Source organism: Kitasatospora sp. NPDC001603 (assembly GCF_040298365.1).
Classification (GTDB): domain Bacteria; phylum Actinomycetota; class Actinomycetes; order Streptomycetales; family Streptomycetaceae; genus Kitasatospora.
Window position 1 is genome coordinate 109,983 of record NZ_JBEPAA010000007.1, and the last position, 14,893, is coordinate 124,875.

General features: G+C 70.5%; 13 protein-coding genes. 7 read left to right on the forward strand and 6 right to left on the reverse strand.

Annotation, left to right across the window (positions count from 1 at the left end; all coding sequences use genetic code 11):
• Positions 1 to 247: 247 nt before the first annotated feature.
• Entirely contained in the window at positions 248 to 1,576 is a 1,329-nt protein-coding gene (locus ABT263_RS07380; RefSeq protein WP_352288532.1) for an MATE family efflux transporter, read from the forward strand.
• A 118-nt stretch (positions 1,577 to 1,694) separates the two neighbouring features.
• Here ABT263_RS07380 and rplI read toward each other — a convergent pair whose 3' ends face one another.
• The 4 genes from rplI to rpsF form a co-directional block, all read right to left on the reverse strand.
• Positions 1,695 to 2,141, reverse strand: coding sequence for a 50S ribosomal protein L9 (gene rplI, locus ABT263_RS07385; RefSeq protein WP_329488772.1), 447 nt, complete (start codon positions 2,139 to 2,141; stop codon positions 1,695 to 1,697).
• Positions 2,142 to 2,158: 17 nt separating this feature from the next.
• Entirely contained in the window at positions 2,159 to 2,395 is a 237-nt protein-coding gene (gene rpsR, locus ABT263_RS07390) for a 30S ribosomal protein S18 (protein WP_030304537.1), read from the reverse strand.
• Positions 2,396 to 2,473: 78 nt separating this feature from the next.
• Positions 2,474 to 3,085 carry a single-stranded DNA-binding protein gene (locus ABT263_RS07395; protein WP_329488773.1) on the reverse strand — a complete coding sequence of 204 codons (612 nt, stop codon included), beginning with the start codon at positions 3,083 to 3,085 and terminating at the stop codon, positions 2,474 to 2,476.
• 96 nt (positions 3,086 to 3,181) lie between these two features.
• Positions 3,182 to 3,472, reverse strand: a complete 291-nt coding sequence (gene rpsF / locus ABT263_RS07400; protein WP_329488774.1) for a 30S ribosomal protein S6 — start codon at positions 3,470 to 3,472, stop codon at positions 3,182 to 3,184.
• Between the two features lie 302 nt (positions 3,473 to 3,774).
• Here rpsF and ABT263_RS07405 point away from each other — a divergent pair, with 302 nt between their 5' ends.
• The 3 genes from ABT263_RS07405 to ABT263_RS07415 all read left to right on the forward strand — a co-directional run bounded on the left by ABT263_RS07405 (position 3,775) and on the right by ABT263_RS07415 (position 6,507).
• Complete coding sequence (locus ABT263_RS07405; RefSeq protein ID WP_352288535.1) at positions 3,775 to 4,074, forward strand: hypothetical protein; 300 nt, start codon at positions 3,775 to 3,777, stop codon at positions 4,072 to 4,074.
• 236 nt (positions 4,075 to 4,310) lie between these two features.
• The gene (locus ABT263_RS07410) at positions 4,311 to 5,429 is read left to right on the forward strand and encodes a lipid II:glycine glycyltransferase FemX (RefSeq protein WP_329488776.1); all 1,119 of its coding nucleotides are present in this window, start codon (positions 4,311 to 4,313) and stop codon (positions 5,427 to 5,429) included.
• A gap of 43 nt (positions 5,430 to 5,472) precedes the next feature.
• Positions 5,473 to 6,507: an alanine racemase gene (locus ABT263_RS07415; protein ID WP_352288536.1), complete on the forward strand. Its 1,035-nt coding sequence runs from the start codon at positions 5,473 to 5,475 to the stop codon at positions 6,505 to 6,507.
• A 47-nt stretch (positions 6,508 to 6,554) separates the two neighbouring features.
• Here ABT263_RS07415 and ABT263_RS07420 read toward each other — a convergent pair whose 3' ends face one another.
• Positions 6,555 to 8,159: a glycosyltransferase family 87 protein gene (locus tag ABT263_RS07420; protein WP_352288538.1), complete on the reverse strand. Its 1,605-nt coding sequence runs from the start codon at positions 8,157 to 8,159 to the stop codon at positions 6,555 to 6,557.
• Positions 8,160 to 8,432: 273 nt separating this feature from the next.
• The gene (locus ABT263_RS07425) at positions 8,433 to 11,090 is read right to left on the reverse strand and encodes a transglycosylase domain-containing protein (protein WP_352288540.1); all 2,658 of its coding nucleotides are present in this window, start codon (positions 11,088 to 11,090) and stop codon (positions 8,433 to 8,435) included.
• Positions 11,091 to 11,442: 352 nt separating this feature from the next.
• Between ABT263_RS07425 and ABT263_RS07430 the strand changes: the two genes are divergently transcribed.
• The 3 genes from ABT263_RS07430 (at position 11,443) to ABT263_RS07440 (ending at position 14,846) form a co-directional block, all read left to right on the forward strand.
• Entirely contained in the window at positions 11,443 to 12,144 is a 702-nt protein-coding gene (locus ABT263_RS07430; protein ID WP_329488780.1) for a PadR family transcriptional regulator, read from the forward strand.
• 126 nt (positions 12,145 to 12,270) lie between these two features.
• Positions 12,271 to 13,353, forward strand: coding sequence for an inositol-3-phosphate synthase (locus ABT263_RS07435; RefSeq protein ID WP_329488781.1), 1,083 nt, complete (start codon positions 12,271 to 12,273; stop codon positions 13,351 to 13,353).
• Positions 13,354 to 13,508: 155 nt separating this feature from the next.
• The gene (locus ABT263_RS07440) at positions 13,509 to 14,846 is read left to right on the forward strand and encodes an MFS transporter (RefSeq protein WP_352288543.1); all 1,338 of its coding nucleotides are present in this window, start codon (positions 13,509 to 13,511) and stop codon (positions 14,844 to 14,846) included.
• Positions 14,847 to 14,893 lie beyond the last annotated feature (47 nt).

Genomic DNA, 14,893 nt, shown 5'->3' on the forward strand with positions numbered 1-14,893 from the left:
GAGGCTGTGGAGAAGTGCCGCAAACCTGTGGACGCCCCTGTGGAAAGCCCTGTGGATAACCGGACCATCGATCCACCGTCAACCCGATGACCTGGTATTACCTCGTTCGAGGGCTGTGCATGAGAAATTCTTCACACGCAGCCGAGTGGCCGTGGACACACAGCACCGCAGACTCGTCGCTCAGGATTTCGAGTAACACTCCAAACCGGCTGGCGGTCATTACCTGTGGATGAGTAGCCTTGACCCCATGACCGCCCCCACCACCGACCGCCGCCGGCACGACCGGGAGATCCTCGCCCTGGCCGTCCCGGCCTTCGGCGCCCTGGTCGCCGAGCCGCTGTTCCTGCTGGCCGACTCGGCCATCGTGGGCCACCTCGGCACCCCCCAGCTGGCCGGTGTGGGTGTCGCCTCGGCCGCGCTCACCACCGCCACCGGGGTCTTCGTCTTCCTCGCCTACGCCACCACCGCCGCGGTCGCCCGCCGGATCGGCGCCGGCGACCGCCGGGCCGCCATCCAGCAGGGCATCGACGGCATCTGGCTCGCCCTCGCGCTATCGCTCGGCGTGGTCGCCCTGGCCCTGCTGCTGGCGCCCTGGGCGGCCGACCTGCTGGGCGCCTCGGCCACCGCCGCGCCCTACGCCGTGACGTATCTGCGGATCAGCGCGCTCGGCATCCCCGCGATGCTGATGGTGATGGCCGCCACGGGCGTGCTGCGCGGCCTCCAGGACACCCGCACCCCGCTGCTGGTGGCGGTCGCGGGCTTCGCCGCCAACATCGGCCTGAACGTCGGCCTGGTGTACGGCGCCGGGCTGGGGGTGGCCGGCTCCGCCTGGGGCACCGTGCTGGCCCAGACCGGGATGGCCGCCGCCTACCTGGTCGTGGTGGTCCGCGGGGCCCGCCGGGAGCGCGCCTCGCTGCGGCCGGACGCGGCGGGCATCCGGGCCTGCGCCCGGGCCGGCGGACCGCTGATGGTCCGCACGCTGAGCCTGCGCGCCATCCTGATGATCGCCACCGCGGTCGCCGCCGGGCTCGGCGACGACGCGATAGCCGCGCACCAGGTCGCCATGACGGTCTTCCTCTTCATCGCCTTCGCCCTGGACGCCATCGCCATCGCCGGCCAGGCGATCATCGGCCGCCACCTGGGCGCCGCGGACGTCGCCGGGGCGCGGGCGGCCACCCGGCGGATGATCGAGTGGGGCATCGGCTCCGGACTGCTGCTCGGCCTGCTGGTGGTGGTGGCCCGGCCGCTGTACGTCCCGCTGTTCACGCCCGACCCGGCGGTGCAGGCCCAGCTGAACACCGTGCTGCTGCTGCTCGCCCTCTGCCAGCCGGTCTCCGGCCTGGTCTACGTCCTGGACGGGGTGCTGATGGGCGCCGGCGACGGCCCGTACCTGGCCTGGGCGATGCTGGCCACGCTGGCGGTCTTCGCCCCGGTGGCCCTCGCGGTGCCGGCCCTCGGCGCCGGACTGGCCGGGCTCTGGTGGGCGATGAACCTGTTCATGCTGGTCCGCGCGGCCTTCCTGGCCCGGCGCGCCCTGAGCGGCAAGTGGCTGGTCACCGGCGCGGTGCGGGCCTGAGCCAGGGCCCCGGTTCGGCGCCTGAGCCCGGGCTCCGGTGCGGCGCCGGGCCCCGGAACGACCGAGGGCCGGCCACCCCCGGAAGGGGTGACCGGCCCTCGGGCCACAGCTACGGAGCTCAGGCAGCGACGACGGCGACGTCGAGGTTGGCCTGGACGTCGGAGTGCAGCTTGACCGAGACCTTGTGGGTGCCCACGGTCTTGATCGGCGAGGCGATCGCGACGGCGCGCTTGTCCACGGCCGGGCCGCCGGCGGCCTTGATGGCCTCCACGACGTCGGCCTGGGTCACCGAACCGAACAGACGGCCGGCCTCGCCCGAGCGAACGGCCAGCTTGACCTGGACGCCTTCGAGCTTGCCCTTGACCTCGTTGGCGGCCTCAAGGGTCTGGATCTCGTGGATCTTGCGGGCGCGACGGATGGCGTCGACGTCCTTCTGGCCGCCCTTGGTCCAGCGGATGGCGAAGCCACGCGGGACCAGGTAGTTGCGGGCGTAGCCGTCCTTGACCTCGACGACCTCGCCGGCGGAGCCGAGACCCGGCACCTCGTGCGTGAGGATGATCTTCATTACTTGGTCACCCTCTCTTAGCGCGCGGTGCTGGTGTAGGGCAGCAGCGCCATCTCACGGCTGTTCTTCACGGCCGTGGCGACGTCACGCTGGTGCTGGGTGCAGTTGCCGGTCACCCGGCGGGCACGGATCTTGCCGCGGTCGGAGATGAACTTCCGCAGCAGGTTCGTGTCCTTGTAGTCAACGTAGTTGACCTTGTCCTTGCAGAAGACGCAAACCTTCTTCTTCGGCTTGCGAGCAGGCGGCTTCGCCATTGTGTGCTCCATTTGGGGTTCACGGCCCGGCAGGCGTCTCACGACGCCGGCGCCGGGCCGCACGAAATCTGTCAGCTCTTAGAACGGGGGCTCTTCCGAGAAGCCGCCACCGGACGGAGCGCCCCAGCTGCCGCCACTCTGGTTGCTGTTGCCACCAGAGGGAGCGCTGGACGCCCACGGGTCGTCGGACGGGCCGGACTGGCCGCCGGAGTTTCCACCCCAGTTGCCGCCCTGCTGGCCGCCACCGCCGCCCCAGTTACCGCCGCCCTGGCCGCCGCCGCCCTGCTGGCCGCCGCCGAAGCCGCCGCCGCCGGGAGCGCCGGACCGGTTGGCCCGGGTGACCTTCGCGGTCGCCGAACGCAGGCTCGGGCCCACCTCGTCGACCTCGACCTCGAAGACCGTCCGCTTCTCGCCTTCCTTGGTCTCGTAAGACCGCTGGCGCAGTCGGCCCTGCACGATGACACGCATGCCGCGCTGCAGCGACTCGGCGACGTTCTCCGCCGGCTGCCGCCAGACGTTGCACGTGAGGAAGAGGCTCTCGCCGTCCTTCCACTCGTTCGTCTGACGGTCGAAGGTGCGGGGAGTGGACGCGATGCGGAACTTCGCGACCGCCGCACCCGACGGGGTGAAGCGCAGCTCGGGGTCGTCGACGAGATTGCCGACGAGGGTGATGACGGTCTCGCCTGCCATGGTGGTGATGACCTCTCCGGAAGAGTTCCGTTCACCGCTGTTTCACGTGAAACAGCGGACGCGAGCTACCCGAGGCCCGAAGGCCTCAGAGGTGGCTCAGTGGGTGTCCGGGCGCAGGACCTTGGTCCGCAGAACCGACTCGCTCAGGCCAAGCTGGCGGTCGAGCTCCTTGACGACCTCAGGCGTGGCCTTGAGGTCGATGACCGAGTAGATGCCCTCGGACTGCTTGTTGATCTCGTAAGCCAGACGGCGACGACCCCAGGTGTCGACCTTCTCCACCTTGCCGCCGCCGTTGCGGACGACAGTGAGGAAGTTCTCGATCAGGGGGGAGACAGCGCGCTCCTCGACCGAGGGGTCGAGGATGACCATCAGCTCGTAGTGACGCATGTGTAACCCACCTCCTTTGGACTCAGCGGCCACGGTCTCTCCGTGGCAGGAGGGTTGTGCAGCGTCGGCACCGGAGTCAGTGACGACACCGGCCCACCGTAGTGGTCCGGTCCGACACTCGACCCCCGTCCACCCGGAAGAGGGCGCAAGGGGGCACAACTACACCAGTGCAGACGGCACAGCCTACCCGCACCCGGACGGCCGAACAAAATGCATAGGGGTTGTGATCCGCGCCCCAACCACCGCAATCTGGACGGAACGGGTTTCCTGCTCGTTCGTCTCTCCGCCAGGAGGTGGGACACATGGCCCAGACCTTCCACCGGTTCCCCGCCCTCACCCTGAACACCGACGGCAACCGGCACCCCCGCGAGAACACCCTGGTCGGCATCACCCTGCTGTTGGGCGTGCTGGCCTTCACGACGTCGTTCTTCCACAACCTCCATCTGCTGAGCTCGTGGACCGGACTCCTCGGCATCGTCACCGGCCTCTGGGGGCAGTTCGTCTCCGTCACCACGGCCGAGCGCTTCGTCCTGGTCATCAGCCTCACCGCCTCGGCCTTCGGCTTCTACCTGGGCGTGGCCCACGGCGGCCTCTGGGGCTAGCCCCGCGAACGCCCCGCCCGTCCCGATCGTCCAGACCGTCCCGATCGTCCAGACCGTCCCCGACCCCTCCGGCGCCGCCGGAACTCTCGGCGCCCCCGTCACGTACCTCCTCAGTGAGACAGGTAGGTGACGGGGGCGCCGCCACGCCCGCAGCCGTGGGCGCCGGTGCCCCGGACGATAGGGTCAGCCCCAGAACCCGGGGCCGCCCGCAGCCCGACCGACGAGGAGCACCGAGCATGAGCCTGCGCCTGAGGACGATCACCCGCGAGGAGCACCTCGCCTTCATCAGGAGCCGCGCCTCTGCCAGCCACATGCAGGTGCCGTCCTGGGGCGACGTGAAGGCGGAGTGGCGTTCGGAGTCGATCGGCTGGATCGACGAGTCCAACCAGATCGTCGGCGCCGGGCTGGTGCTCTACCGCCAGCTGCCGAAGGTCAAGCGCTACCTGGCGTACCTGCCCGAGGGCCCGGTGATCGACTGGTTCGACCGCGACATCGAGCGCTGGCTCTCCCCGATGCTGGCGCACCTCAAGTCTCAGGGCGCCTTCTCGGTGAAGATGGGCCCGCCGGTGGTGATCCGCCGGTGGAACGCGCCGACCATCAAGGAGGCCATCGCCGCCAAGCAGGCCAAGCGCCTGCGCGACATCGAGGCCGACTGGTACGAGCCGCGCGCCTTCGAGGTGGCCGACCGGCTCCGCAAGGCCGGCTGGCTGCAGGGCGAGGACGGCGGCGCCGGCTTCGGCGACGTCCAGCCGCGCTACGTCTTCCAGGTGCCGCTGGCCAACCGCTCGCTGGACGACATCCAGAAGGGCTTCAACCAGCTCTGGCGCCGCAACATCAAGAAGGCCGAGAAGAGCGGCGTCGAGGTGGTCCAGGGCGGCTACGACGAGCTGCCGATCTTCCACCAGCTGTACCTGGTGACCGCCGAGCGCGACCGCTTCACCCCGCGCCCGCTGGCCTACTTCCAGCGCATGTGGAAGGCCCTCACCTCCGAGGACCCGAACCGCATGCGGCTCTACATCGCCTACCACGAGGGCGAGCCGCTGGCCGCGACCACGATGCTCGTGGTCGGCGAGCACGTCTGGTACTCCTACGGTGCCTCGGCCAACCACAAGCGCGAGGTCAAGCCGTCCAACGCGATCCAGTGGCGGATGATGCGCGACTCGTACGCGCTCGGCGGCGGGGTGTACGACCTGCGCGGCATCAGCGACACGCTGGACGAGAACGACCACCTGTTCGGCCTGATCCAGTTCAAGGTCGGCACCGGCGGCCAGGCCGCCGAGTACCTCGGCGAGTGGGACTTCCCGCTCAACAAGCTGCTGCACAAGGCGCTCGACCTCTACATGTCGCGCCGCTGAGCCGCTTGCCCGCCGTGCCCAACACCCCCTGGGAGATGACCCGATGACGCTGTCGCTCTACCTCGACACCGAACGCTGGCGCACCCACCAGCGCTCCGTCCTGGCCGAGTTCCCCGGCCTGGTGCCGGTGGCGAAGGGCAACGGCTACGGCCTGGGCAACCACCGGCTCGCCGAGGAGGCGACCCTGCTCGGCACCGGCGTGATGGCCGTCGGCACCGCCTACGAGGCGGCCGACGCGGCCGACTGGTACGGCGGCGAGCTGCTGGTGCTCACCCCGTACCGGGTCGGCGAGGAGGTGCTGCCGCTGCCGCACGCCCGGGTGATCCGGACGGTGGCGAGCCTGGACGGGCTGCGCGCGCTGCACGGCGCACGGGTGGTGGTGGAGTGCATGACCACCATGCGCCGGCACGGGGTGAGCGCGGCCGACCTGCCGGCGGTCGCCGCCGAGCTGGACGGCGTCTCCTTCGAGGGCCTGGCGCTGCACCTGCCGATGGACCGGCCGGACGGCTCCGACCCGGTGGACGAGGTCGCGCACTGGGTGGACACCGCGCGGGCGGCCGGCATCCCCGTGCACACCGTGTTCGTCAGCCACCTCGGCGCGGCCGGCATGGAGAAGCTGGCCCAGCGCTACCCCGGCACCGTCTTCCGCGCCCGGATCGGCACCCGGCTCTGGCTCGGCGACCACGGCGCGCTGGAGGTCCGGGCCACGGTGCTGGACGTCACCCCGGTCGCGAAGGGCGACCGCTACGGCTACCGCCAGCACCCGGCGCCCGCCGACGGCCACCTGCTGGTGGTCGCCGGCGGCACCGCGCACGGCATCGGCCTGGAGGCGCCCAAGTACGTCCAGGGCATGTCCTCGCGGGCCAAGGGCATCGCCCGGGCCGGTCTGGCGACGGTCAACAAGACCAAGTCGCCGTTCAACTGGGCCGGCAAGCAGCTCTGGTTCGCCGAGCCGCCGCACATGCAGGTCTCGCTGCTCCTGCTGGACAACGAGACCAAGCCGCCGGTGGTCGGCGACGAACTCGTCCTTCAGGTCCGGCACACCACCACGCACTTCGACCGCGTGGTGGACCGCTAGAGCACGCGGCCGGGAGCCCGTCCGGGCGGACGGGCTCCCGGCCCGCCCTACGGCTTGGCGCTGCCGGCGGTCTCCGGCGCGTGCGGCTCGTCGTCGAGCCACAGCTCGGGGCCGGCCGGCGCGTAGCCGGCGTAGCTCGCCGCCTCCCGCAGCTGTCGGGCGGTGCCGACCACGAAGACGTCCGGGGCGTGGTCGAGCACCCCGCCGGACGGGTCGTCGGTGCCGTCCCAGCGCACCGGGTCGCGGTCGGGCAGCAGGATGTCGCGGATCACCATGCCGCACAGGTACAGCGTGCCGAGCAGGTGCAGCACGATGGCGAAGTGGTACCAGGACTCGCCGATCCCGTGCTGCTTGGGCCCGGTGACGAAGCCCAGGTGGGACCAGATGCCCAGGGTGTAGAGCACCTCGCAGGCCTGCCAGATCAGGAAGTCCCGCCAGCGCGGCCGGGCCAGCACCGCCAGCGGCAGCAGCCAGAGCGCGTACTGCGGCGAGTAGACCTTGTTGACCAGGATGAACGCGGCCACCACCAGGAAGGCCAGCTGGGCGAAGCGCGGGCGGCGGGGCGCCGAGAGGGCCAGCCAGGCGATCCCCAGGCAGGCGAGCACCATCAGGATCCCGATGAAGAGGTCGAGGTTGGCCAGGCCGATGCCGCGGCTCTGCATCAGGATCAGCCAGAACGAGCCGTAGTCCTCGGTGCGGTGCTCGCTGAAGACGTAGAAGGTCGACCAGCCCCGCCAGTTGGCGAGCATGATCGGCAGGTTGACCAGCAGCCAGGCACCGACCGCGCCGCCGAGCATCGCCCGGAACTCGCGCCAGCGCCCGGCCCGCCAGCAGAGCAGCAGCAGCGGACCGATCAGCAGCAGCGGGTAGAGCTTGGCGGCGGTGGCCAGGCCGATGAAGACACCGGCCCAGACCGGCCGCGAACCGGACCACCAGGCGATAGCGACGGCGGCCAGCGCGACCGCCAGCAGGTCCCAGTTGACGGTGGCGTTCAGCAGCAGGCAGGGCGCCAGCGCGAACATCAGCGCGTCCCACGGGCGGCGCCGGTGGGTGCGGGAGAGCGCGACCACGGCGACCACCGCGCAGGCCATCAGCAGGCCCGCGTTGATCGCCCAGAACCACTGCTCCTGCTGCTGGCTCGAGCCGCCGCCGGGCGTCAGCCAGGCCGCGATCTGCATGAAGAACCCGGTCAGCACCGGGTACTCCAGGTACTGCAGATCGCCCGAGGTGCCCGGGATCCGGTCCACGTAGGGGTGCAGGCCGGCCGCGAAGCCGCGCCCGGAGAACAGGTGCGGGATGTCGCTGTAACAGGCGTGGATGTACTGCGGCGACCCCGGCTGGAACCAGGCGGCGTCGTAGCAGGGCAGCTTCTGCGCCATGCCCAGCACCGAGACCACGATCACCACCAGCGCCAGGAAGCGCGCCGGGATCCACCAGGAGACGCCCAGCAGCGCGCGGCGGCCGGGCGGGCCGCCGAACACCTCGCTGCCGGCCGCGGCCACCGGGTCCTCGTCCGCCGGGACGACCACGGTGTTGGCGGGCGGGGCGACCGTGGCGGGCGGCGCGACCTTCGCGGGCGCCGCCGGAGCCGGCCCGGAATCCTCGATGGGCCCGATGTGGCCGACGGGTTCGTCACGATCGCTCGACGTCATGCCGGACATCCTGCCGCACCTCCCCCGGCTGGACGAGGAGGCCCCCTGAGCGGCCCGGGGCCGATCCGGCGATTCATGGCCAAATGACGAGAATGCCGGTGCCGGCGGGGCGGGGACCGGCGAGACGGGGACCGGCGGGACGGGGCAGGGCAGGGCAGCGCGGGCAGGGCGGCGCCGCGCCCACCCGGCCGGGAACGACGGAACGGCGGTGGCGGACCTCCGAGGAGGTCCGACACCGCCGTTCGCACGTCTCGCGCCGCTCGGCGCCGGGCGTCAGGGCGCCGCCGCGCCCTGCGGGGCACCACCCGTCGGACTGGGCGACATGGTCGGCTTGGTCGGCTTGGTGCTGCTGGGCGCGGGCCCGGTCGACGCGGTCGACGACGTCGGCTGCGGGGTGGTGCAGAGCCCCGGGATGAGGCAGGTGGGCGAGGATCCGCCACCTCCGTTGCCGCCACCGCCGGTCGGCGGCTGGGTCTTGGTCGGCGCCTGGGTCGGCACCGTGCCCGGGCAGTCCACGCCGGGCACACAGGCCGGCTGGGTGTTGGTGGGCTGCGTCGGCTGCTGCGCGCCCGGGTCCGGCGCGGTGGGCGCCGTGGTCTCGGTCATCGTCGGCGAGGACGAGGGCGAGGCCGTGCTCGGGGCCCCGGAGGAGTCCACCTGGGTGCCGACCGGCTGCGGCGTCGGGAAGTCCATCTTCTTCTCGTTGGCCAGGGCGGCCTTCATGTACCGGGTGAAGACGTCGGTCGGGGTGTCACCACCGTGCACCGAGTCCTTGCCGCCGGTGCCGTTGAGCGACAGGCGCTCGTGCTTGGTCGGGTCCTCGCGCCACATCGCGACGCTGGTGGCCAGCTGCGGGGTGTAGCCGACCCACCAGGCCGACTTGTTCTCGTCGGTGGTACCGGTCTTGCCGGCCACCGGGCGGCCCAGCGCGTTGCTCTTGGAGCCGGTACCGTTCTTGGCCACGTTCACCAGCACGTCGGTGACGTTGTCCGCGACGGCCGGCTCCAGCGCCTGCTTGAGCTCGGGCTTGCTGAAGCCCGGCCGCGCCGTGCCCTTCACCTCGACCTTGGTCACCGAGTACGGGTCGGCCTGCTTGCCGCTGGCCGCCAGGGTCGCGTACGCGTCGGCCATCCGGATCGGGCTCACGGTGGAGGTGCCGAGCGCGAAGGTCGGGGTCTTGGGGTCGGCGAAGCTCTCCTTGCGCACGCCCATCGCCTCGGCGATGTTGGCCACGTTCTGACCGCCGACGTCCTGGTTGAGCTGGACGAACGGGACGTTGAAGGAGTACTGCATGGCCGCCCGCAGCGAGACGTAGCCGCGCTTGCCGGCGTCCTCGTTCTTCTGCCGGTACGGCTTGCCGTCGTCACCGATCACCAGCGAGCCGTCCGGCTTGCGGATCTCGGACAGGTCGTCCGAGAGGTAGCGGCTGTCGGCGTTGATCCGCTTCGGCTGGCCCTTGTCGTCCTTCGCGGTCTGCACCCCGACCTGCATCGCGGCGGCCAGCACGAAGGGCTTGAAGGTCGAGCCGACCTGGACGCCCTTGGCGTCCGCGTTGTTGTCGAAGTGCTGGTTCTCCACGCCGTCGCCGCCGTATATGGCGACGATCGCACCGTCGCCGGGGCGGACGCTGGCCGCGCCGAACTGGACGAAGTTGTCCTTCTCGGGCCGCTTCTGGACGTTGAGCGTCTCGCCCTTGACGTCGTCCACGGCCTTCTTGAGGGCGTCGACCTTGTCCTTCTCGAAGGTCGTGTAGATCTTGTAGCCGCCCTTGTCGATCGACTGCTGGGTGATCGTCGGGTCCTTGGACATCATGAACTTGTTCGCGGTGTCGACCAGGTAGCTGATCTCGCCGTTCATGTTGGTCGGCGGCTTGCGCGGGATCGGCTCGGGGAACGCGGTGCACTTGGCCCGCTCCTCCGCCGTGGCGTTCTTGGTGGTGACCATCCGGTTCAGGATCCAGGTCCAGCGCTCCACGGCGCGGTCCTTGTTCGCCGGAATGGTGGGGTCGTACAGTGCGGCGCCCTTGAGCAGACCGGCCAGCATGGCGCTCTGGCAGATGTCGAGGTCCTTGGCGTCGATGCCGTAGTACGCCTGGGAGGCCGCCTGGATGCCGGTGGCCCCGCGGCCGAACCAGCTGACGTTCAGGTAGTCCCGCAGGATGTCGTTCTTCTCGGTCTCCTGATTGACCTTCAGGGTGATGAAGAACTCGCGCACCTTGCGGCTGAGCGTCTGGTCCTGGCTCAGGTAGGCGTTCTTGACGTACTGCTGCGTGATCGTCGAGGCGCCCTGGGTCTCGCCGCCGGTCGCCATGTTGTACACGGCGCGCATCATGCCCACGGGGTCGATGCCGCTGTCGGTGCGGAAGGTGGCGTTCTCCGCGGCGATGACGGCGTTCTGGACGTTGGGGCTGATGTCGGCGAGCTCGACGATCTGCCGGTTGGTCTCGCCCTTGCGGGCCATCTCCGAGCCGTCGGCCCAGTAGTAGATGTTGTTCTGGTCGTTCACCAGGTCGTGGATCTGCGGGACGGTGGTGGACGCGTAGGCGTACCAGACCCCGCCCACGCAGGTCGCGAAGAAGACCAGGAAGCCGGTGAGCCACTGCTTCCACGACGGCAGCCAGCGGCGGACACCCTGCTTGCCGAAGCGCGGGTAGTCGATGAACCGCTTCTTGCCGGGCTTGCCGGGCTTGCCACCGCGGTCATCCGCACCGGCCGCCGCCGCGCCGCCGGTGCGCTTGCCGCCCTTCTGGGCCGCCTTGCGCATCTCGGCCCGGGTCATCCGGGGCTGCTGCGCGGTCTCCCGGACACCCGCCGGACGCCGGCGGCCGGGACCGTCCGGGCCGGGCCCGTCCTGTCCCGCGCCGCCCGGGCGGCCGTTGTCACCCGGGGGCTGCCCGCCACCGTCGGCAGACCTCCGCCGTCGTTCGCTCATGTTCCAGCTACTCCTCGCCAGGCGGTCGAGCCTGAAGGCAGGGTTCACGTCCGATGCCCGCAACCGCCCTAACCCCGGAGGTGGTCCTCGTGCACACGCGACAGCGTACGCAGCCGAGAACCGCACCTAATCGGGCATCAGGTACCAATACCCGCAAAACGACGGCAGATCATTACATGCCCGTTGCCAAGCACACCTGCGCGTCGCCTTGTGATCACATTCACGCGTGCCCCCCTTGCCCGACCGGGGACCCAGGTTTACTGTTCTCGATATATCGAGCCGATACATCGGCACGGCATACCGCCGGAGACGGCGGGCCAGGATCCGGCCTGGAGGAAGGAGGACGACGGCATTGGGCAGGCGCTCAGGAGTGCTGGAGTTCGCCGTTCTCGGCCTGCTCCACGACGCCCCGATGCACGGGTACGAGCTGCGCAAGCGGCTCAACGTCCTGCTCGGAACGTTGCGCGCGTTCTCCTACGGAACGCTCTATCCGTGTCTGAAGAGCCTGGTGGCCCAGGGCTTCCTCGTGGAGGACAACCCGGACGACGAATACGTCCCGGCCACCGCGCTCAACGGCAAGCGGTCCAAGATCGTCTACCGGCTCTCCCCCGAGGGCAAGGAGCGCTTCGAGGAGCTGCTGGCCGACTCCGGCCCCGACGCGTGGGAGGACGAGCACTTCGGCGTCCACTTCGCGTTCTTCGGCCAGACCGACCGGGCCGTGCGGATGCGCGTCCTGGAGGGTCGCCGCAGCCGGCTGGAGGAGCGCCTCGAACGGATGCGCAACTCGCTCGCCCGGGCCCGCGAGCGGTTCGACGACTACACCGTCGAGCTGCAGCGGCACGGCCTGGAGTCGGTGGAGCGCGAGGTCCGGTGGCTCAACGAGCTGATCGAGACCGAGCGGGCCAACCGCAGTGGCCGGACCGGACCGCTCACCGGCGGGCCGAGTACCGCAGGATCCGACAAGACTTCGGACGGCCGTGGCCAGGAGGCCGGATCCCCGGATCCGCCCGGGCCACCGTACGACCGCCCGGGGCGCTCCGACCAGGAGCGCTGACACCGCGTCCGCCCTGTGCCGCGCGGTAGGAGTGGGCGCCTCGCGCCCGTCAGGCATTCATCGAAAACGCAGGACGAGCGCCGCCGAGCACCGGCGGCCCTCATGAGATCACAGGGAGCAACCGGAATGGGTTCGGTTCGCGTAGCCATCGTGGGCGTGGGCAACTGCGCCGCGTCGCTGGTGCAGGGTGTCGAGTACTACAAGGACGCCGACCCGGCCGGCAAGGTCCCCGGCCTGATGCACGTCCAGTTCGGTGAGTACCACGTCCGTGACGTGGAGTTCGTCGCCGCCTTCGACGTCGACGCCAAGAAGGTCGGCTTCGACCTGGCCGACGCCATCGGCAGCAGCGAGAACAACACCATCAAGATCTGCGACGTGCCGCCGACCGGTGTCACCGTCCAGCGCGGCCACACCCTCGACGGCCTCGGTAAGTACTACCGGGAGACCATCGAGGAGTCCGACGAGGCCCCGGTCGACGTCGTCCAGGTCCTCAAGGACCAGCAGGTCGACGTTCTCGTCTGCTACCTGCCCGTCGGTTCGGAGCACGCGGCGAAGTTCTACGCCCAGTGCGCCATCGACGCCAAGGTCGCCTTCGTGAACGCCCTCCCGGTGTTCATCGCGGGCACCAAGGAGTGGGCGGACAAGTTCACCGAGGCCGGCGTGCCGATCGTCGGTGACGACATCAAGTCCCAGGTCGGCGCCACCATCACGCACCGCGTGATGGCCAAGCTGTTCGAGGACCGCGGTGTCGTGCTCGAGCGCACCATGCAGCTGAACGTCGGCGGCAACATGGACTTCAAGAACATGCTCGAGCGTGAGCGCCTGGAGTCCAAGAAGATCTCGAAGACGCAGGCCGTCACCTCGCAGATCCGGGACCGTGAGCTGGGCGCCAACAACGTCCACATCGGCCCGTCCGACTACGTGGCGTGGCTCGACGACCGCAAGTGGGCCTACGTCCGCCTTGAGGGTCGCGCGTTCGGCGACGTCCCGCTGAACCTCGAGTACAAGCTCGAGGTCTGGGACTCCCCGAACTCCGCGGGTGTCATCATCGACGCCGTGCGCGCCGCGAAGATCGCCAAGGACCGCGGCATCGGCGGCCCGATCCTCTCCGCGTCCTCGTACTTCATGAAGTCCCCGCCGGTCCAGTACTTCGACGACGAGGCCCGCGAGAACGTCGAGAAGTTCATCAAGGGCGAGGTCGAGCGCTGAGCTCGATGACGATCCCGATCGTCGGGCGCCCGGGTTCCGGGCGCTGAGCACAGGACACGCGCTGAACGGGTCCACGGTCCGCCGTGGGCCCGTTCACCGTTTTCCGGCGAATGTTTCACGTGAAACACGGACCGGTTCCATGGCAGTCTGGGCGGGTGGCGATCACGGACAACGGCAGCACCGACCAGACCGCGCACCGCGCCACGCTCCTCGGCCTGCTCCGCGGGCGAGATTTCCGCCGACTGCTGACCGCCCGGGTGCTCTCCCAGCTCTCCGACGGCGTCTTCCAGGTCTCGCTCGCCGCCTACGTGGTGTTCTCCCCGGAGAAGCAGTCCTCCCCCGCCGACATCGCCTCGGTGCTGGCCGTGATGCTGCTGCCGTTCTCCGTGATCGGCCCGTTCGCCGGTGTGCTGCTGGACCGCTGGCGCCGCCGTCAGGTGCTGTTCTACGGCAACCTGGCCCGGTTCGGGCTCGGCCTGGTCACCGGCGGCCTGCTCCTGGCCGAGGCCCCGACCGCGCTGTTCTTCGCCTCCGCGCTGCTGGTCACCGCGCTCAACCGGTTCATCCTGGCGGGCCTGTCCGCGGCGCTGCCCCGGGTCGTCCCGCAGGACCAGCTGGTGACCGCCAACGCGCTCTCCCCCACCCTGGGCACGGTCGCCGCGGCCTCCGGCGGAGGCCTGGGCTTCCTGCTGCACCAGGTGCTGACCCCCGGGCCGAGGGCCGACGCGGCGCTGGTCACCGTCGCCGCGCTGCTCTACTTGTCGGCCGCGCTGGCGGCCCGCCGGATGGACCGGGACCTGCTGGGGCCCGAGCACCGCACCGACCGCCCGCCGTTGGGCCGGGCGCTGGTGCTGGCCGCCCGCGACCTGGGCGCGGCCGTCACCCATCTGGTCCGGGACTGCCGGCCCGCGGTGCACGCGCTCGCCGCCGTCACCGCGGCCCGGTTCTGCTACGGCGTGCTGATCGTCGTCCTGGTGATGCTCGCGCGCTACACCTTCAACGACCCGAGTGACAGCGCCGCCGGGCTGGTCACCCTGGGCCAGGCGGTCGGCCTCTCCGCCGCCGGCTTCTTCCTCGCCGCGGTGATCAGCCCGTGGTGCACCCGACGGCTCGGGCTGGGCGGCTGGATGACGCTCTGCCTGGCGGCTCCGGTGGCCTTCGTGCCCGCGCTCGGCCTGAGCTTCTCCCTGGTGCCGTGCCTGATCGCGGCGCTGCTGCTCGGCGTGGTCACCCAGGGCACCAAGATCTGCGCCGACACCGTCGTCCAGGAGTCGGTCGAGGACGACTACCGCGGCCGCGTCTTCGCCATCTACGACGTGCTGTTCAACGTCGCCTTCGTGGCCGCCGCCGCGGTGACCGCGCTGGTGCTGCCGCTCTCCGGCCGCTCGGTCGGGGTGGTCGTGGGAGTCTCCCTGGTCTACGCGCTCGCCGCCGTGTTCTACCTGCGGGCGGCCCGGCGGACCGGACCGCTCCCCGGCGACCGGGTGTCCTGAGACCGCGCACCCTCGGAACCTGCCCCGTCCGGGTGAGTCGCTAAGGT